Source organism: Hirschia maritima DSM 19733, from assembly GCF_000378345.1.
GTDB lineage: Bacteria > Pseudomonadota > Alphaproteobacteria > Caulobacterales > Hyphomonadaceae > Hirschia > Hirschia maritima.
The window spans coordinates 749,810-769,658 of record NZ_KB899544.1 but is presented as its reverse complement, the minus strand read 5'-3'; the positions used below and the strand labels follow the sequence as shown (position 1 = coordinate 769,658).

Genomic DNA, 19,849 nt, shown 5'->3' with positions numbered 1-19,849 from the left:
ATGACTCGTGCCCCTATCCCTTCTTCCAGTCCTGTTGCTGAAATCGACTTGCATAATATCGCAAGCAACTGGAAAGCGCTCGCCAAACTAGGTGGATCTGCTGAGACAGGTGCCGTGGTCAAGGCCAACGCATATGGCTTAGGTGCCCAAAAAGTATCTCAACACCTCTATGAAGCTGGTTGTCGTACTTTCTTTGCCGCTCACATTGATGAAGCAATTGAAGTACGCAAAACAGTTGGCTCGCTCGCACTCATATTCTTGTTTCACGGCGTACAACCAGACAATGTTGAAGCGGTGATAGAGAATGACATCGTTCCAGTTCTCAATTCATTGGATCAAGTTCAACTCTGGTTGAAGCACAACGCACCGATGCCTGCAGCATTGCATGTGGATACAGGAATGAACCGTCTGGGTCTTCAAATCAAAGACCTAAAGCAAGTCCAATCAACACTGCCACCCAATCGTATTGGCTGGATTATGAGCCACTTGGCATGCGCTGATACGCCCAATCACCCGATGAATGCACGCCAATTAGAGTTGTACAAGAAAGTGGCTGCAATCTGGCCGCATGCAGAAAAGTCTCTATCCAACACGGCAGGAATTTGTCTCGGTTCAGAATATGCTTTTGATCTTACGCGTCCAGGCATTGGCCTTTATGGCGGGTACGCAAGACGCGACGTTTTCGAACCCAAAAATTGTGTGACAATCACCGCCCCCATTTTAAGCATAATCGAACCTGAGCCGACGATAGATGCCTCGATCGGATATGGTGCAACTTATCCTGTAAAACCAAACCAACGTCTGGCGACGATAGCGCTTGGATATGCCGATGGTGCCCTTCGCGCGCTGTCGAATGCTGGACTGGTTTTCATAGGCGGGGTGCCTTGTCCAATTGTCGGCCGAGTATCTATGGATTTGATTACAGTTGATATCACAAATGCAACATCTAGAACGAGTGTTCTGGACAGAGTTGAATTTCTAGGGCAACACGCACACATAGACAGACAAGCCTTAGCTGCAAGAACCGCAAGCTATGAACTTCTTACATCAATGGGGGATCGCATTAAACGCGTATATTACCCATCCGATGGATCTGGTCGGGAATAAAATAAGGTAAGCTGATTATGAGCTCTACAGTGTTTAATCCATTTGCCGCGATTGGGCGCGCGTTCCTTGGTGCAACAAGTGAAATTGGCCGTCTGGCAATATTTGCTGGCCGCACACTTTGGGCATGTATAACGCCTACAATCTATTTGCGCGAAGTGTTACGACAATGTGCGCAGATTGGTTTTTATTCTCTTCCTGTCGTGGGTCTAACAGCTGTCTTTATCGGTGCTGCCCTTGCTCTAAACATCTATACAGGTGGCTCAAGATTTAACGCAGAACAATTCGTTCCTAACATCGTTGTTCTAGGCATCACTCGTGAACTTGGCCCAGCCTTTGCCGGTTTGATGCTCGCAGGTCGTGTTGGGGCTGGAATTGCGGCCGAAATCGGCGCTATGCGCGTCACCGAACAAATCGATGCGCTGCATACTTTGTCTGCAAAACCAGAACGTTTTTTGTTTGCACCTCGTGTCATCGCCGCGACACTAACACTTCCGCTTCTTGTTCTTATAGCAGACATTATAGGTGTTATGGGTGGATGGTTAGTCAGCGTTGGCGCGCTAGACTTTAACGGTACGATCTATCTTCGAAACACAATGGAATTTGTGACATTCAATGATGTGATCACTGGTTTGATCAAAGCCGCTGTCTTTGGCGCGATCATTGCCATTATGGGTTGTTACCAAGGAAACAACTCCAAAGGTGGTGCCGGTGGTGTTGGACGCGCAGCAACCCTTGCTGTGGTGTCTGGAGCTGTCCTAATTCTAGCGTCTAACTATGTTCTGACATCAATCTTTGTGCAGGTAGGTTTGTAAGATGACGCAATCAGCAAACAACCCCATTTTAGAACTTCGCGACGTTGTTAAATCATTTGGCTCAAAACACATTCTTCAGGGGCTAAATTTATCTGTCTCTCGCGGTGAATCACTCGTGATTATTGGCGGCTCAGGAACTGGCAAGTCTGTATCCTTAAAATGTGCACTAGGCCTTCTAAAACATGATGCCGGTGAAATCGTCTTCGATGGCAAGCCGGTTAAAGATCAAAAATCCGTCGAAGATGTGAGAGAACGCACAGGAATGCTTTTCCAAGGGGGAGCATTATTTGACAGTCTCAAAATTTGGGAAAACGTTGCGTTCACAAAAATCAATACAGGCAAAGTCAGTCGGAAAATTGCCAAACAGGAAGCTATCGAGACTCTCGCGAAAGTACGTCTGGGTGCTTCTGTGGCGGACCAATACCCTTCCGAACTATCCGGTGGAATGCAAAAACGTGTTGCCCTTGCCCGCGCAATTATCGACAAGCCAGAAATGATCTTTTTCGATGAACCTACAACTGGACTAGATCCAATCACAGCGGATGCAGTGAATGATCTTATTGTGGAACAAGTAAAAGCACTTGGCGCTGCGGCTGTGACCATCACTCACGATATGGCATCCGTTCGAAAAATCGCGGATACTGTCGCAATGCTATATGAAGGTAAAATCATTTGGTGCGGCCCTGTTGATCGTCTAGACGATTCAGGAAACGAATACATTGATCAGTTTGTACACGGACGCGCTCAGGGTCCAATCCAACCTGCGATGTAATTTGTTTCATCTGTAATTCAGGTGAACTATGATTAGGTAGATTATGGCCAAAGTAACAACCGTATTTGTATGCCAAAGTTGTGGTGCAACCTATTCCAAATGGAATGGAAAATGCGACGCCTGTAATCAGTGGAATACGCTAGTTGAGGAAACACAGGGTGCACCGGGCGGGCTAGCCATGCCAGCTGCAGGTAAAAAGCGCAAAGCTGGCGCGATGACTTTCGATCATCTCGGTGCAGATATTCCGCAACAACCAAGACTTTCAACCGCAATACCAGAACTTGATCGCGTTTTTGGAGGCGGCCCTGCTGCTTCATCTGCCGTCCTTATTGGTGGAGACCCTGGAATTGGAAAATCCACACTCCTCTTGCAAGCAGCTGCTTCATTGGCAGATCAAGGCGTAGATGTAGTCTATGTTTCGGGTGAGGAAGCGGTCGCTCAAGTACAAGGACGTGCGCAACGCCTTGGCGTTGGCAACTCTCCTGTTAAACTGGCGTCAGAAACGGATTTGCGCACAATCATCGAAGCGCTGAAAAAAGAACGCCCCAAAGTCGCTATCATTGATTCAGTTCAAACCATGTGGTCGGACAGCCTTGACGCCGCCCCTGGTTCAGTTGGTCAGGTTCGTGCTTGTGCACAAGAATTGACCCGCTACGCCAAGAAAAATGACTGTGTGATGATCCTTGTGGGTCACGTGACCAAAGACGGTCAGATCGCTGGCCCGCGTGTGATGGAACATATGGTCGACGCAGTTTTCTATTTTGAAGGTGAACGTGGGCATCAATACCGCATCCTGAGAGCCGTTAAAAACCGTTTTGGCCCGACTGATGAGATCGGCGTTTTTGAAATGTCAGAACGCGGACTGCACGGCGCACTAGATCCATCTCAATTATTTTTAGGCGGCGAAGATGAATCTGTTGCCGGACGAGCAGTTTTTGCTGCCATGGAAGGTTCTCGGCCAGTTCTAGCTGAAGTGCAAGGATTAGCAGGCCCTCAAGCTCTGGGTTCGCCACGCCGTTCCGTCGTCGGATGGGATTCCCCTAGACTTGCCATGTTGCTTGCCGTTTTTGAAACACAGTGTGGTGTCGCTTTTGGTGCGCGCGATATTTATCTCAGCGTCGCTGGCGGATATCGCATAGCCGAACCCGCCGGAGACCTTGCAGCAGCTGCAGCTCTTGCGTCATCAGCATTTGATAATCCAGTACCAGAAGCTTCCGTGTTTTTTGGAGAAGTTTCACTTTCAGGTGCAATTCGCTCTGTAGGTAGAATGGATTCTAGACTAAAAGAAGCAGCAAGACTTGGTTTTGAACGCGCTTTTGCACCTCCTGGTGCCCCTTCCAATATCGACGGAATGGTGGTTCATGAGGTATCAAAGCTTGAAGACCTAATTAAAGCACTCCAAAAAGAGGCATAAGACCATGGAAGAATTTGCAGGCTCCCAGATCACAGCCTTCGATATCATCGTAGTCGCTATCATATTTATTTCTGCTGTTATGTCCCTTAGTAGAGGTTTGGTTAGAGAAGCATCCTCAATCCTCTCATTTGCTGCAGGTGGTATAGCTGCTCTAATTTTGGTGAAGTATTTTGGAGAATCTGCAAAAGAGCTCATCCCGGAAGGTTGGCCAGAACTCACAGCCGGCGTTATTCTGGGTGCAATTGGTTTTATAGGAGTATATATCGCTGCGGGTTGGTTAGGTTCCCAACTAGCCAAATTGATTCATACATCTCCTCAAATTGGTTCCCTAGATCGCTTACTTGGAGCTGTTTTCGGGGCTGCCCGTGGCATGCTTGCAATAGTTCTCTTTGTTTTGCTTATGCATTTCATGATTCCTAAAGATAAAACGCCCGCAATGATTGCCAATTCCAAACTTTATCCTTACGCGGATAGTGCAGCGACTTGGATTAGCGAAAACCTTCCCGGTTTTGCCCAACAAGCCCGAGAAGCTGCAGAAGACTTTTAGATATCATCGGCTCAGACAACTGGGCCGATTTTCGTTAATGCTGACCTATGTAAAGGAATGCTCGTGCGCAACGAAACGACGACTGCAAGTAAAGACCAAATTGCAGAAATGAGTGCTGGATTAGAGGAAGCTAGCCTTAGACACAAATGTGGGGTGTTTGGTGTCTTTGGCCATAAGGATGCATCCGTATTAACCGCACTTGGCCTTCACGCTCTACAACACAGAGGACAAGAAGCGGCAGGAATCGTAAGCTTCGAGCGCACTTATCCAACTGATACAAAAAACAAGAAGTCTCGAGACAACGCTTACAAACAGATCAGAAATTCTGCAGCACCAGCCACAGGTCGCTTGGAAGTAGAATACGATGCGACGGACCGCTCAGACGAAGAGCAACCCACTGAAACTTTCCACATTGAACGACGCTTAGGTCTTGTTGGAGAAAACTTTGGTAAAGATGGCGATGCGATTAAATACCTAAAGGGTTCAGCAGCGATCGGACACAACCGCTATTCCACATCTGGCGGCGTAGCTCAAAGAAACATCCAACCTATTTTTGCAGACTTGAAATTGGGTGGTTTTGCAGTTGCCCACAACGGAAACCTTACAAACGCTGAAACACTGTGGGATTCCCTTATGCAAAAGGGAGCTATTTTCCAATCGAAAATGGACACCGAAGTTATCCTTCAACTTACAGCACACTCCAAAGAAAGCAACACAGTTGATCGTTTCCTTGATGCTATCAAACAAATTGAAGGTGGTTACGCACTCGTTTGTTTGACAAATAAAAAACTTATCGGAGCGCGCGACCCTTGGGGAATTCGTCCCCTAATCTTAGGGAAAATTCCAAATTCAAATCCGGACGAGCAACCAGCTTGGATTTTAGCTTCCGAAAGTTGTGCACTAGAAGCTGTGGGCGCAGAAACAGTTAGAGAAATTGAAAACGGCGAAGTCGTCATCATTACTAAAAATGGTGTTAAAAGCCACTTTCCATTCCCGAAAAAAGAACCACGCCCCTGTGCTTTTGAATATCTGTATTTTGCGCGCCCTGACAGCATTATGCACGGACGCAGCATATACGAGGTTCGTGAAGAATTGGGACGCCAATTAGCTAAGGAACATCCTGTCGAGGCCGATTTGGTTGCTCCAGTTCCAGATGGCGGAAACCCAGCTGGACTAGGCTATGCAGAAGCCAGCGGAATTCCTTTTAAATTTGGAATTATCAGAAACCACTATATTGGGCGCACATTCATTCAGCCAACACAAGATGCTCGTGCAGGAAGCGTAACACGCAAACATGCGGCGAACCTTCACCTTGTAAAAGGCAAACGTGTTATACTAGTTGATGACTCAATTGTCCGCGGCACAACATCAAAAGCGATCGTTTCTATGATGCGCAATGCCGGAGCCAAGGAAGTCCATTTCCGCGTTGCTTCTCCACCCATTAAACACCCTGATTTTTACGGTGTGGATATGCCAACGGAAAAAGAACTTCTCGCCGCCAATATGAGCATTGAGGAAATGCAAAATTGGTTGGGTGTAGAATCTCTAGGTTTCCTTTCGATGGAAGGCTTCTATCGTGCTCTTGGGGAAGAAACATACGACCCAGAGAACCCGAAATTTGCTGATCACTGTTTCACGAACAATTATCCGACCGTGTTGACAGACAAGCGAAATGCCCAAAACAAGGTCGACCAACAAAACATTTTCGATCGCGACCGTGATTAATTAAGAGTATTTTCTATTCATGACCGATAAACGCATCATTCTCGTCACCGGGGCTTCCAAAGGTATTGGCCGTGCCACTGCAATTGAACTTTCCAAGCAGGGCGCTCACATTATTGCTATGGCTCGCTCGACAGAAGCCCTAGAGAAGCTAGATGATGAAATTCGTCAATCCACCGGTGAAAGTGCAACACTGATTACACTTGATCTAAAAGATGGATCATCAATTGATCGAATTGCTGCCCCTCTTATGGAACGCTTTGGCCGCATTGATGGTTTAGTAGCGAATGCCGGAATACTTGGAACATTAGGTCCTCTCGAAACTGTAAATCCGCGCAGTTTTGAAGACACAATCAATATCAATTTGACAGCAAACTGGCGTCTTATTCGTGCTCTGGATCCCCTATTGCGTAATAGTGAAGCTGGTCGTGCAGTATTCTTGACATCTGGTGTCACCGTTCGTCCACGTGCGTTTTGGGGCCCCTATCAAGCATCCAAAGCTGGTCTTGAAGCTTTAGTGCAAGCATGGGCATTTGAAACAGAACAATCAGCATTGAACGTCAATCTATTTGACCCTGGCGCAACCCGCACTGATATGCGTTTTTCAGCTGTACCAGGTGAAGACCAATCCCTTCTTCCTACTCCTGAAGAAGTTGCCTCAAAGTTGGCATTTTACGTTTCAAAGGAATGCGATTTACATAATCAGCGCGTTTCCTATAGAGAGTTGTAACAGCCAACTTACAAAATCACGTCCTTTCACCTCTTTTTGCTGCGCAAAAGGAGGCTAAAGGCTAATGTTGAAGCATTTCCCAATTAAAAATTGATCATTATGTAATCTAAACCCACTGTTTGGTTGGGATTTATCTAACTTTAGGTTACAAGCGTGCCGCAACGGTATTAGACCACTGGCAAGATCGGTGGACAGATACATGGAATACTAGGAGACCACTAAAATGCCAGCCCAATTATCGAATGGAAAATCTCCAGATTCGTATATCGAATCCGCACGTAAAACTTTATCAAAATATTCAGCAGATGTGGCTCAAGACCCTCAAACCAACTCTGTTCGTCGTTTTGCGATAGACCTGTTTCGTGATCTAGAATCTGAAAAACTCAAAGTCTCTGATATACACCAAGTTATCAATACATTAGGTGGAAAAGTCTTAGAGGATCGTTGCAACACTTTTCGTTCGCGCCACCGCCTATTATCAGCAGATGACCCTGAAGCGGAATTGCGTGCACTTCTAGAAAACATCGCCCAAAAAGGTGAAAAAGCCTACCGTGCTGCGATGGAACGTGTGGCTTCTGGTGTTGTTTTTACTGCACACCCTACTTTTGCTCTAAACCGCAACTTAAGACGCGCTTTTGTTGATTCAGCTATTTCAAAAGACGGATCTGAATGCCGCGATGAATTAAAAAAGGTTGCTGCGGACGGTCTCTATCAAGATGATCAAATCTCCTTGATGATGGAGCACGAAGATGTTCAAGCTGCGCTGTTCAACGGTCAAACTGCTCTAAGCCAAATCTGGAGTCTCATTCTCGATGTCGCTAAAGAAAATTTCAAAGATAGTTGGAAATCCATTCATCCATCTTTGATTACTTTGGCTTCTTGGGTTGGATACGATTTAGATGGACGTACGGATATCCATTGGGGTGCTACGCTTCACCTAAGATTGTCAGAAAAGGCTGTTCAACTTGATCGGTACGCTTCTAGTGTGTCAGCTATTGAAGGCGTTGAAGAGTTAAACGAAGTTGCGGACCAGCTTTCAGCGGCGGCAGATCATGCTCGCAATGCTGCAAATGCTTTTGGCGGCGACCTAACTGATGCAGAAGTCCTAGTGAACGCTGCCAATACTCTAACACCTGACTCAGAACAAAAAGTCGTCACACTTAAACCTATTATTGCTCGTCTTCGAGAGCTTGCTCTCAATGCAAATGATGAAACAGCGAAAGAGCTTTTGCTTCTTGCTTCTCAAATGGAAACTCTCGGGCTTGGAACTGCTCGCATTCATCTGCGCATTAATTCAGCTCAAATCCATTCTGTTTTGCAAAACGAACTTCGTATCGCAACAGATGATGTGGAATATGGGCGTGTTGTATTAGCAGAGTTGGCCAAACGCGCAGACGATGCAAATGTGCAGCAGATTAACTTTGCAGATTTGTTCCAAGAACAAATGACAGCACGCCGCCAAATCATGCTCTGTGCTCAGATTTTGAAGCACATCGATGCTGATACTCCAATTCGTTTTCTAATCGCGGAAAGTGAAAACCCAGCAACAATTATGGGTGCTCTCTTCCTCGCACGCCAGTTTGGCGTTGCAGATCGCGTCGACCTATCTCCTTTGTTTGAAACACCAGATGCACTAGAACGTGGTGATAGATTTGTTGAAAGACTAATCGAAGATCCAGCATTCATTGCTTACGCAAAGGAACGTGGACGATTGAGTCTGCAGTTTGGTTTTTCAGACTCAGGTCGTTTCTCATCACAACCTGCTGCAGATATGGCGATTGAGCGCATTCACAATCTTGTGGGCGCGGCAATGGCAAAACATAAAGACCTTGAAGGTGTTGAACTTCTATTGTTCAACACACACGGTGAATCCATGGGACGTGGATCTTTCCCAGGTCAATTCAAAAACCGCTTTGATCACCTTCTAACTCCCTGGACACGCACACAATTTGCGCAGAAGAATCTTCCATTCATCCACGAATTTTCATTCCAAGGTGGTGATGGCTTCATGCATTTCGATGCACTTGAAACCGCCAAATCTACATTGTTGGAAGTTGCTATTCACACGTTGGCAGAACCAGATGTGGATCTAGATGACCCATTCTACAGCCGCCGCGACATCAGTTGGGATTTCTATCGCTCTCTTCGCGAATGGCACGAAACTTTGTTCGACAACAAGGATTACCCAGCAGCATTGCTAGAGTTCGGACCAGGTTTACTTTTCAAAAGTGGGTCTCGTAAATCGCGCCGCCAAACAGGCGCATCCGCCGGTGAATTGGGACTGCGTTCACTACGCGCTATTCCACAAAATGCCATTCTACAGCAACTCGCCATTCCTCTAAATGTGGCGTGTGGCTTTGGCTCAGCGGCAGGGAATGAACCTGACCGTCTCGCAGATCTCATGCGTAATTCAAAACGTATGCAAGGCCTTATCACCATGGCTATTGAAGCGCGCAACCTCACAAGTCTGCCAGCATTCAGAGCTTATGGTTGCCTTTATGATCCAAGTCTGTGGTTCGCTATTGCCAAGAGAAGTGATCGCGCGAGCGCGCAAGTATATCGTCGTCTTGGGTATCTCTTCTCCGACTTGGATACATTCTCTTCAATCACAAAACTCGCAAACTCGATCACTGTCGATCTTGCCCGTTTTGACCGCATTCTTGAAGAAGTTGAAGGCAAAGAATTAAAAGCAGACCGTTATAAGTCGCGTCTAGACTTACACGTGCTTCATGCAATGCGTCAGGCACTCATGATGCATGCATTCTCGATTTCAGCCAGACTTCCTGAATTCTCCCGTCGTCATGGCTCATCTATCAGTGCTGAAGGATTATTGAAGCAAGTTACGCAATTGCAAATTCCAGATACTGTGAAAATGATCCGCGATGTTTTCCCAGCTGAAGACCGTCGCAACACAAAATTTGATGAACTCACTGAAGGCTCAGATATAGAGGCTTCTGATGATCATGGGTATTCCGAAATTCATACGGCGTTGTTGGCTCCACTTGAGGAGATCGATCACGCGATGAAAGATGCAACTGTTGCGGTGTGTAGTCTCTATTCAGCATATGGATAAGCACTCGCTACAGAGAATATGAATTCAAAAAGAAAGGCCAGCAAATCGCTGGCCTTTTTTTATTTCTTTCGTCCGGTTCGTTCTGCCTTGGTCTTGCGTCTCCCATCTGCTTTGTCTGCATATGGGTTAGCCCCTTGGCGAATAATCAACCTGATAGGAACACCGGGTAAATCAAAAGCTTCACGTAAACCATTCACTAGATAACGCTTATAGCTTTCAGGCATTTGGTTTCCGCGAGATGCCATCATAACAAAGGTAGGTGGGCGCGTTTTCATTTGAGCCATATAGCGCGGCTTGATCCGTTGTCCACCAGGCGCAGGTGGTGGGTGCTTTTGCACCGAGTGCTGCATCCAATTGTTCAAATCACGTGTCTTAATACGTGCAGACCAATCTTCAAAAACCTTTGCCGCTGCGGCCATCATTTTATCTAGATTACGTCCGGTTTCACCCGAAACAGTCAACAAAGGTGCACCTTTGGCTTGAGGCAATAAACGTCGAGCCTTGTCTTCAAGCTCGCGGCGAAGTTCGCCACCATTCTCCACGAGGTCCCATTTGGTACAAACAAATACAACGCCGCGCCCCTCACGCAATACGAGGTCAGCAATCTGAAGGTCTTGTTTCTCAAATGCATCGCGCGAATCCATCACGATCGCAACAACATCTGCATATTTGATCGAGTGAATAGTTTCACCCGTCGACATTTTCTCTAAGCGTTCTTGAACTTTGGCTTTTTTACGGAGACCTGCTGTGTCCACCAGACGCATTTCGCGTCCTTCATACTCCCAAGCGATTGTCACACTATCACGTGTAATTCCCGCTTCAGGCCCGGTCAGAAGTCTATCCGATTGCAATAGAGCGTTCAAAAGCGTGGACTTACCAGCATTTGGACGACCAACTACCGTGAACTTCATCGGACGTTCTGGAGGTGCCTCTATCTCTTCTGCTTCCGGGTCAAATTCAACAAAATCGTCGTCCCATGCAGGCTCTTCTTCACCCATTTCATCTGGGTCTGTCAGTTCAGGAGCCGCCGATACTAGCGCCTGAAAAAGATCACTCATGCCTTCGCCATGTTCGGCCGATAGAGCAATAGGTTCATTAAAACCTAGGCTAAATGCCTCTGTAAGACCGACATCACCTTGCCGACCTTCGCACTTGTTCGCCACTAGAATTGTAGGTTTATCAGCTTGTCGCAATAGCTTTGAAAACACGCGATCAATAGGCGTGACACCGATACGTGCATCAATCACATATAGCGACACATCAGCTTCAGAGATTGCTAATTCAGTCTGATGACGCATGCGCGCTTCGAGTGATGCATCATTCACATCGTCAAAACCCGCAGTATCGATTAGATCAAGTTCCAGATCCCCTAAACGTCCACGTGCTTCTTTACGATCGCGCGTGACACCGGGTTGGTCATCCACAATAGCAATTTTTTTTCCGACAAGTCGGTTAAATAGCGTCGATTTCCCAACGTTAGGGCGTCCGACGATGGCCACCTTTAACGCCATGAATCAGTCCTTTTATTTATTAGATGTAGACCTTCAACTTAACGGATTGCGATCAAATCGCCGTCATCCGAAAGAAGGTAGACATGCTCATGGGCTACAATTGGCTCAATGTAAACAGCATCTCCAACTTTCAGTTCGTCTACCACCTCTCCCGTCTGAGGGTCAATCGCTATCACCTTACCTTCAGAAGAGGCTAGGATAACACGATCAGAGGCAATAACAGGTCCAGTCCAAACGACGCGGTTTTTACGCTTTTTCTCTTTTTCAAACTGTTTTAGCTGCTTCACCCAGACAACTCCGCCTGTGCTCTTATCAAAACACGCTAATTGTCCATCCACATTTACTGCAAATACAAACTGTCCAGTAAGTGCCGGTGTGTTGATTGATCCAAATGATTTTTCCCACAAGCGAGTACCACTTACAGCGTCAATTGAAACAAGAACACCAGACTGACTTGCGGCAAAGACTGCACCAGCATCGATAACAGGATTTCCAGCAATGTCGTTGATTGCAGAAATCGGAGTAAAGCGTCCGCCGCGCGTCAAGCTATCTGACCAAAGGCGACGCCCATTTCCGGGAAGATAAGCTATCACTTCACCAGATGAAAATGGAGCTGCTAACAAGTCACCTGAAATTGCAGGGCTTGGTGCCGATAAAACGCGGGCGCTTTCAGCGATCGCTTGGTCCGACCATTCAATGCTTCCATCACTCAGGTTGAAAACATAAATCTCATTGTTAGAAGAAGTCACATACGCATAATTGCCCGCTATAGTTGGTGACCCAGTGATCGGAGCTTGCGTTTCACGTTTCCAGATTTCAGCTCCAGAATTGATATCAAGAGCAACGACGTAACCATATCCCGATGTCACAATAATTTTCTGGTCTGCAACCCCCAGACCGCCGCCAACAGCGAGTTTATCGCGTTTACGAGGTGGCTCGAGCTTTTTACTCCAAACAACTGAGCCAGATTTGTTGAGTGCTTTAACTGTTTGCTCGCTGTCCAAAATGTATAATGAGTCAGCTGTTGCTACGGGAGCAGTGATCAATCGTTTTGTACGAGAAGATCCCTGTACAACTTTCTTTTTCCAAGCAATCTCAAAGTCTTTTGCACCAACACGATTGCCAGGTCTCTTTTCAGCATTTCCACCTGCTTGCGGCCAATCAATGTCGTCTGACGCTGTTGGCAGAAACACTGACATAGAAGCATAAGCTGGGTCTGAAACCAGTTCTTGATCTGAAGCAATCAATGGAACACGTTGAGCACGATCAGCAGCGTCTGCTGCCTTTTTTTCGGCTGATGTACAACCAGCAAGAGCCAATCCTAGAAATGCGCCCAAAGCAGTTAGTTTTACAGTTCTCATGCTGGGTCCTCTACTGCTGTTTCAGCTGATGTTTCTTCTGCTGGTAAGCTATCCTCTACTTCATTTGAAGCAGTATTCACAGGCAACACAGCTAAGGCTTCGTTCGCGCGTTGCTGCACACCTTGAGGCGTGTTCAATCTCAGTGTTAAAGCTTGATACTCTGATCTCGCACGTTCCAAGTCGCCTTCTTCAAATGCTTTTGCAGCAACAAGCTCACGTGCCAAAGCACCAAAGCTACCTGTATTTTCAACAAGGCTTCCAAGTGCGGCTTCAACTTCAGCAAGAGATTTTGTATCTGCCAAGAAATAGGCCGCTTTAAGCTTCGCAAGATCAGCCAGCGCACCTTCTCCTTGAGCGGAAACTTCGAGTGCTTTTGCTGCAGCCTCGGTATCACCTGCCATTTCCAACTCAGCTTGCGCAAGATGTTGAGCAGCAAGAGAGGCAAAACCAGTGTCTTTATCCAGTAATTCGCCAAACTTTTCTCTGGCACTTGCCAGATCCTGAGCCTCTAAGGATTTCAATCCTAATTCAAACGCTCTACCGTTTGTTTCATTCTCTTTTTTAGCACGGTCTTCAAAATAAGAATTTGCTCCAACCATAGCGATGATGGCAATGGAACCTCCAAGAGCAAACGGCCAAGCTTTGTCCCAGAATTTATTGAGTTTGTCGGCTTTTACGTTTTCTTCTACTTCGTCAAAAATGTCGCTCACGGTCGACCTTCCTAAATTCCAATACACCACCAGCACGCTGGGAAATTCGATTCAATAGCGGACACTAACCGTCCTGCCCACTCCTAGCAATCAATGATTACTTTGTTTTTCCATTTGTTGACAGTGAATATGTTTCATCTGGCCCTGGAAAACGTCTTGCTTTCACATCTGCAGCATATGCTTCAACCGCACGGCCAATTTCACCACGCACATCGCCATAACGACGAACAAACTTTGGTACCCAATCGAACATGCCGATCATGTCGTCTGTTACCAATACCTGCCCATCACAATTTGCCGATGCTCCGATGCCTATTGTTGGGCAAGAAACCAGCTTTGTGATCTCATCTGCTAGATCTTCTGCAACCCCTTCAACAACCATAGCAAAACACCCAGCTTCATCAGCTGCTTTAGCTTCTGCTAGAACTCGTTTTCGTTCGATCGCTGAACGCCCCTTCGCGCGAAAGCCACCGTCAACATTTACTGCCTGAGGACGTAACCCAACATGCGCCATAACTGGAATACCGCGTTCAACCATGTGCTCTACAGCTTCGGCTGCGTATTCACCGCTTTCAATTTTGATAGCCTGACAGCCAGTCTCTTTCATAATCCGAGCAGCATTCAAAAAAGCAACGTCTGGATTTGTTTCATATGATCCGAAGGGCATGTCCACAACGACCATTGCCTGAGAGGCTCCTCGCATGACTGCCTGACCATGCAAGATCATCATTTCCATTGTCACGCCGACGGTAGAATCCAATCCATGGACCACCATTCCAACACTATCGCCGACGAGAATTAAATCAGCAAAAGGGTCCATCAATTTCGCCATCGGCGCATCATAAGCCGTTAGGCAGACAATCGGCGTTCCGCCTTTGGCTTTGGCAATATCTTTAACCGTTTTACGACGAACTTGACTTTGGGCAGACATTTTACTCACTCCAATAAAATATGAGCGCAGCCAAAACTGCACTCATACTTACATCGCTCAATTTGAACGTTCGATAGAAGGCTTAAAGCAATACTGGTCTACCAATCAACCATTCATGCAAGTAAAATAAAATGGCAAGATACAGTGCCAACCCAATTACGACTGAAATTACATCTCCTTTTATGGATACATCTTGGCGTCGAGCGCCTTCATCTTTTCTCAACTTGGACATTGTGCGTGACACACTCCCCATCAAGAGGAAACCTCCAAACAACGCTATTGAAGGCCAATCTCCATTATAGATCAAATGCACTGTCGCCCATAATTTCAGACCATTCACCATGGGGTGTTTGGTGTATTTCTTAATGTAACCGGCAGGTGCCTCAGCAGCCGCAAACAAGATCATTGAGAATGGCATAATTGCAAGAATGAGATGACGCGTCCATTCAGGTGCTATCCATATCGGTTCGTTCCAGTTTGGATCAGCGCGTGCGACGCCATACCCATAAACCAAAAGAGCAAAGCCTATTAAAGACAACAGAGAAAAAGCCGCTCTGTATTTTATTCCGTATTTTTGCGCAATATTTCCAGGTTCACGTGACCTTATTGAAGCAAAACAATGCAACCCCAGAAAAAGCGCTAGACCAATAATTAAAATGTACATTCTATTTTTCCAATATTCCTATTAGAGGTGGCAATTCAAAGCACGCCGGTTTTTTGACTAAGATTCAAAGATACTTTTTCCAACAGATTAGTCAGAATTGAGATTTCATCCGACTTCAATCCCTGAACAGCTATAGCTTCTTGAGTCCCCAGAGCGCGTGTGACGGTTTCCAACTGATAGACAAGCGGTGTGCATTTGACACGGTAGACACGAGCATCTTCAGGGTCACGAATACGTTCAACCATCCCTTTATTTTCCAAGCGCTTCAATATCACAGAAATGCCTGACGCATCTTGACCAAGGCGCGCAGCGAGATGTTTTTGTGAATACCCTTCATCCTCTCCCCACAACATTCCTACCAACCGGAATTCTGGGTATGTAAGATCATGTTCTGCCAATGCTTCCCGCATTAGAATTGAAAACTGCCTTTCAATCCTGCCAACCCAAGGCAACACCAAATTTTTATATTGATCATCCATTAAATCTCTCCAGATTTATCAATTACACAAACAGATGATTTATTCAATCATTTATTTTATCATCTAATTGTATTGAGCGATTTTGCTGGTCGAAATGTGTCCTTCAGTTTATACAAGATAATATGTGCGGACGATTTTTTAGACATGGTGTTACGTGGGAAGAATACCACGCTGCTCTCAATCTCATTGAGCCTGATAATGTTGATCCACCTGAACCCAGCTATAATATCGCGCCCATGTCTTTCGCACCGATAATTCGTCCCCGAGAACATAGACAACCGGGCTTTGAGTTGGTTCCGATGCAATGGTCACTTGTCCCGTCATGGTGGAAGAAACCGCTATCGGAAAAGAAGTTTTCAACATTCAATGCTCGTTGTGAAACCATCAATGAAAGCAAGTCATATCAAGGATCATTTCGGCATCATCGGTGTCTAATTCCTATGAGCGGGTATTATGAATGGTCCGGCCCAAAGGGTTCAAAAATTCCCTTTGCGATTGGACTAAGAAATAGACGTTGGTTTTGTTGTGCTGGCTTATGGAGTCGCGCCATGATTGATGGTTCAGAATTGGATACTTTTACGCTGATTACGACCACACCTAATGATGTCACAGCAGGCATTCACACGCGCATGCCAGTTATTATTCATCCGGAAAACTATGAGCACTGGATGACAGCACACTATATGGATGTGTTTGACCTAATGCGCCCATTTCCAGCAATAGATATGCACGCTTGGCCCGTTCACCCTGATGTGGGCAATGTCCGCAATCAGGGTGAACGGCTTATCCGTGAGACTTAAAGTTTCGGCTCCATTGTGAGTGTAAATATCGAGGAAAATCGCAAATCATCAAGATCTGCATCTGTTAAACCAGCATCTTGTGGAGACTGATAAAAACCCAAGACTTTTCCCCTAAGTGTTGAACTCGTGATTTTAAGATGAACATTTTGGTATTGCGAACAAGTTTCATCTTGCTTGGCATCCGCGATGTCCACCTCAACAGGAATCGCATGACCCAAATGTCCAATTTCTTCAAGTGTTTCGCCGTTTGGCCCCCTACGATACAGGTCCATTACTAATGGGATGTACGCAATTCCATTCTCGTGTTCTATCGCAAAATGTCTTTGATCAGAATGAGAATGAGCGGAAGTATTTTCAACAGTTAAATTGAAAACATCTTCTCGGCTGTACATGCACATGGGCCAAGTTATTTCATCTACTGAAAACTGTTCCGTGTCCTTGTTGTAAGACACTTGTAAATCATTGAATCCGGTAAGTAAAACTTCCGTTGGTTGGTTTTCATTTTCTTCGATTTTTAATGAAAATTCGGCACTTTCGGAAACTTGCGCATTTGCAGGCAAAATCCAAACTAAAGTACTAATAGTCGCAAAAATAATTTTTTTCATTTCATCTCCAAATAACAAACAGTATTTTAAAGTCTTTCCGGTGCCTAAAGAAGCGGTTCCATTGTGAGTGTAAATGTTGCTGAGTACTGGAAATTTTCTGGATCACTAATTCTATTGCGAACAGGATCTCGGAGCGCAAAATCTACATTACTTTGGATAGTTGGAAAATCCAACAAAAAATGAACATTCGGATGTGATGAACAAGTCTCATCCTGCTTGGCATCAGCCAAATCCACAACATTGACCAAGCCGTCTCGGAATGATGCTAATCCTTCCATGGTTTCACCCGTGGGTGACCGCCGATGTAGAACCATACCCATATTTGCAAATGCTATCTGACTAACACTCTCTCTTAGAGTAAAAATTCCTGCCGTATTTGAAGCAGTACTCTCTAAAGTCAGAGTGAATTCATCCTCATAAGAATACATACACATCGGCCACGTCAGATCATCTGTGTCGAATTCTCCAGTATCTGCATTGTAGGTCAGGTTTAGATCTGTAAACCCAGAAAGTGCGACCTGCGTTGGTGGCGGATCTCTTTCGATAGTTAGAGTTAAATCAGCACTTTCTGTAACTTGAGCTGAAACCGAACCGCCCCAACAAATGGCAGCCATTGTAATAATGAAACCTCGTTTCATAATTCTTCCCCGATATTTTTTCAAATATTCCAATCAAACCAATCAGATCAATCGATTGTAATTGTTAAAGGTTTGGAGCAATTGTCAGTGTAATAGTATCGACAAATTCATAATCTCGCCCCGGCTCTAATTTCTCCAATGCCGCGTCGAAATTCACTTTGCGAATTCCTAAATCCAAACCAATATTATTGCCTGTGTCGCAGTTTTCTCCGCGCATAGACTTACTGATATCAATCACTTCAGGAGCATGGCCCGGGTAGATAGAATCTAAAAACTGAATCACTGAGCCATCTTCAGCTATTTCACTTAATCCCATCGTATAATGAATCTTAATAGCATCCGGATCGGCTAACTCTGTAGAATCGACCAATTTTCGATTGTTTGCAGTGTTAACCTCGACGGTAAAAGTTGGCGTTTCAGAATATACGCAAAACGTATTGATTGGGCTTGTATAGCTAGTATTTCCATCAATAAGTTCGTGCTGACTAAAACGCATATCCTGAAATTTTGTTAGGCTTATAGCAGGTCCCGAAGACTCTTTTTGAATAGTCAACATTATGTCTGCAGACTCTGAAACTTGTGCATGCGCCACCGGCATAAAAAGGAAGGCTGCAACAGAACCAAAAATTTGAAATTTCATTGAAACCTTCCCCTTTTTAACTCTTAAAGCTCAGGTGTGACAGTCATAGTTAAAGTGTCTGTGAAAACATGCTCAAGCCCATCGTCGATGCTGTCGTAAACAGTATTGAGATCATTTGGATTACCATATGCATAAAAACTCAGAGCAAGAATGACATTTTCATAATCTGTACAAGTTTCATCTTGAACAAACTCATTGCCATCAATTGAAACTGCTTCTCCGGCAGTCAATTCACCAGTCAAACTAGCCTCAATATTTCCAGTTGGGCTCGCTTGGGATAAAGAAGGATGATAACCTAGCAATGTTTCACCCGGAGCGGATAAAAAGAAATCTCCCCCCTGATCATTAGTTCCTTCAAGCATGAATGAAAAATTTACTGTTGAAGAATAGATACAAAAATTGTTCCGTAAAACTTCGGAAAATCGGTCTCCATCGTAACTGGAAGTCATTGCTGAATCTAATCCAGAAATCGTCACGACTGGCGCTTCTTTTTGGATAGTCACACCAACATCGACAGATTCAGTGACCTGTGCATTAACTGCGCCTGTGGCCAATAAAGCGATCGCGCTCAAGCCACTCAATATAGTCTTATTCATATCATTCTCCTGATCAAAACACACTAAAGAAGAACTACAATCAAAAAGGCTTGTCATACCTGAAAGTGGGTACGTTATTTATACTTTGGCCTGTGCCTAAAACTAAAAATGCGGTGAGAGCATTAAAGTGAGCGTATCGACAAACTCATGAGGCCCAGCACCACTCAATGCTTCAGCGACATTGGTGATATGCTCGTCAGAATTGTACTTATTCATCCGAAGCTCCAATCCAATATTACCCCCGGAATCGCATTCTGAACCGACAAAATCTTGGGAAACTGCTATACTCTTGGCTTCACCAGGCGGCATATCATATAAAAGCTGTGGGACTGGCACATCCAACACTCTCATCGCGCGAACTCGATAAAGAATTTTGTGGGGTTCTGCTTGCCCGACACCGATCATCGTAAAATCTCGACCGACATCGTTTGAACCTTCTACCGTCATATAAAAACGAGTACCATGAGTGCGAACACAAAATTCCATCAAATCCGATGAATACCAATTGGTGAAATCATTGGCTCCCCCCTCTTGATACTCGATAAATATATCAGAGAGCCCAGTGATTGAAACCGAGCCAATTTTTTTCTGCATAGACAACTCTATAGAAACCTCTGCAGACTGATCGGCGCTAGCACTCATCGAGAGTGCAGAAAGCGATATCAATGCAAAAAAAACAAATAACTGTCTCATGGCGCGTCCTGAAAATTTATGAACATCAACAAGTAAATACAGGG

20 protein-coding genes are annotated in these 19,849 nt (G+C 45.4%); 9 read left to right on the top strand and 11 right to left on the bottom strand.

Translation table 11 applies throughout. The annotated features are described in order from the left end of the window. From alr to F551_RS0103630, 8 genes are all read left to right on the top strand, one after another. Window positions 1–1,107: an alanine racemase gene (alr, locus tag F551_RS0103665; RefSeq protein ID WP_233355200.1), complete on the top strand. Its 1,107-nt coding sequence runs from the start codon at window positions 1–3 to the stop codon at window positions 1,105–1,107. A gap of 17 nt (window positions 1,108–1,124) precedes the next feature. Continuing rightward, entirely contained in the window at window positions 1,125–1,919 is a 795-nt protein-coding gene (locus tag F551_RS0103660) for an MlaE family ABC transporter permease (protein WP_018996128.1), read from the top strand. A gap of 1 nt (window position 1,920) precedes the next feature. Further along, window positions 1,921–2,691: an ABC transporter ATP-binding protein gene (locus F551_RS0103655; RefSeq protein ID WP_018996127.1), complete on the top strand. Its 771-nt coding sequence runs from the start codon at window positions 1,921–1,923 to the stop codon at window positions 2,689–2,691. A 43-nt stretch (window positions 2,692–2,734) separates the two neighbouring features. Further along, on the top strand, window positions 2,735–4,105 hold the full coding sequence (gene radA / locus F551_RS0103650; protein ID WP_018996126.1) for a DNA repair protein RadA: 1,371 nt from the start codon (window positions 2,735–2,737) through the stop codon (window positions 4,103–4,105). Window positions 4,106–4,109: 4 nt separating this feature from the next. Then, window positions 4,110–4,652, top strand: coding sequence for a CvpA family protein (locus F551_RS0103645; protein WP_018996125.1), 543 nt, complete (start codon window positions 4,110–4,112; stop codon window positions 4,650–4,652). 108 nt (window positions 4,653–4,760) lie between these two features. After that, entirely contained in the window at window positions 4,761–6,377 is a 1,617-nt protein-coding gene (purF, locus tag F551_RS0103640) for an amidophosphoribosyltransferase (RefSeq protein ID WP_407636362.1), read from the top strand. Between the two features lie 19 nt (window positions 6,378–6,396). Next, window positions 6,397–7,104, top strand: coding sequence for an SDR family NAD(P)-dependent oxidoreductase (locus F551_RS0103635; RefSeq protein WP_018996123.1), 708 nt, complete (start codon window positions 6,397–6,399; stop codon window positions 7,102–7,104). A 223-nt stretch (window positions 7,105–7,327) separates the two neighbouring features. Beyond that, window positions 7,328–10,177, top strand: coding sequence for a phosphoenolpyruvate carboxylase (locus F551_RS0103630; protein WP_018996122.1), 2,850 nt, complete (start codon window positions 7,328–7,330; stop codon window positions 10,175–10,177). A 59-nt stretch (window positions 10,178–10,236) separates the two neighbouring features. On the opposite strand, the gene der is transcribed toward F551_RS0103630, so the two are convergent. The 6 genes from der to F551_RS0103600 form a co-directional block, all read right to left on the bottom strand. Beyond that, the gene (gene der / locus F551_RS0103625) at window positions 10,237–11,688 is read right to left on the bottom strand and encodes a ribosome biogenesis GTPase Der (RefSeq protein WP_018996121.1); all 1,452 of its coding nucleotides are present in this window, start codon (window positions 11,686–11,688) and stop codon (window positions 10,237–10,239) included. Window positions 11,689–11,726: 38 nt separating this feature from the next. Then, window positions 11,727–13,049, bottom strand: a complete 1,323-nt coding sequence (locus tag F551_RS0103620) for an outer membrane protein assembly factor BamB family protein (RefSeq protein WP_018996120.1) — start codon at window positions 13,047–13,049, stop codon at window positions 11,727–11,729. Beyond that, window positions 13,046–13,759, bottom strand: a complete 714-nt coding sequence (locus F551_RS0103615) for a tetratricopeptide repeat protein (RefSeq protein WP_018996119.1) — start codon at window positions 13,757–13,759, stop codon at window positions 13,046–13,048. Before F551_RS0103615 ends, F551_RS0103620 begins: the two co-directional genes overlap by 4 nt. A 97-nt stretch (window positions 13,760–13,856) precedes the next feature. Continuing rightward, complete coding sequence (gene panB, locus F551_RS0103610; protein WP_018996118.1) at window positions 13,857–14,690, bottom strand: 3-methyl-2-oxobutanoate hydroxymethyltransferase; 834 nt, start codon at window positions 14,688–14,690, stop codon at window positions 13,857–13,859. 82 nt (window positions 14,691–14,772) lie between these two features. Beyond that, window positions 14,773–15,354, bottom strand: a complete 582-nt coding sequence (locus F551_RS0103605; RefSeq protein WP_018996117.1) for an NnrU family protein — start codon at window positions 15,352–15,354, stop codon at window positions 14,773–14,775. Window positions 15,355–15,389: 35 nt separating this feature from the next. After that, window positions 15,390–15,833 (bottom strand): MarR family winged helix-turn-helix transcriptional regulator, encoded by a 444-nt coding sequence (locus tag F551_RS0103600; RefSeq protein WP_018996116.1) that lies wholly within the window; start codon window positions 15,831–15,833, stop codon window positions 15,390–15,392. Window positions 15,834–15,955: 122 nt separating this feature from the next. Between F551_RS0103600 and F551_RS0103595 the strand changes: the two genes are divergently transcribed. Then, complete coding sequence (locus tag F551_RS0103595; RefSeq protein WP_018996115.1) at window positions 15,956–16,633, top strand: SOS response-associated peptidase; 678 nt, start codon at window positions 15,956–15,958, stop codon at window positions 16,631–16,633. Here F551_RS0103595 and F551_RS0103590 read toward each other — a convergent pair. The 5 genes from F551_RS0103590 to F551_RS0103570 form a co-directional block, all read right to left on the bottom strand. After that, window positions 16,630–17,238 carry a hypothetical protein gene (locus tag F551_RS0103590; RefSeq protein ID WP_018996114.1) on the bottom strand — a complete coding sequence of 203 codons (609 nt, stop codon included), beginning with the start codon at window positions 17,236–17,238 and terminating at the stop codon, window positions 16,630–16,632. The two genes, F551_RS0103595 and F551_RS0103590, sit on opposite strands and share 4 nt — an antisense overlap. 44 nt (window positions 17,239–17,282) lie before the next feature. Continuing rightward, window positions 17,283–17,876 carry a hypothetical protein gene (locus F551_RS0103585; protein ID WP_018996113.1) on the bottom strand — a complete coding sequence of 198 codons (594 nt, stop codon included), beginning with the start codon at window positions 17,874–17,876 and terminating at the stop codon, window positions 17,283–17,285. A 64-nt stretch (window positions 17,877–17,940) separates the two neighbouring features. Then, window positions 17,941–18,516 carry a hypothetical protein gene (locus F551_RS0103580; protein WP_018996112.1) on the bottom strand — a complete coding sequence of 192 codons (576 nt, stop codon included), beginning with the start codon at window positions 18,514–18,516 and terminating at the stop codon, window positions 17,941–17,943. Window positions 18,517–18,539: 23 nt separating this feature from the next. Then, the gene (locus tag F551_RS0103575; RefSeq protein WP_155825750.1) at window positions 18,540–19,112 is read right to left on the bottom strand and encodes a hypothetical protein; all 573 of its coding nucleotides are present in this window, start codon (window positions 19,110–19,112) and stop codon (window positions 18,540–18,542) included. A gap of 102 nt (window positions 19,113–19,214) precedes the next feature. Continuing rightward, window positions 19,215–19,805 carry a hypothetical protein gene (locus tag F551_RS0103570; RefSeq protein ID WP_018996110.1) on the bottom strand — a complete coding sequence of 197 codons (591 nt, stop codon included), beginning with the start codon at window positions 19,803–19,805 and terminating at the stop codon, window positions 19,215–19,217. Window positions 19,806–19,849 lie beyond the last annotated feature (44 nt).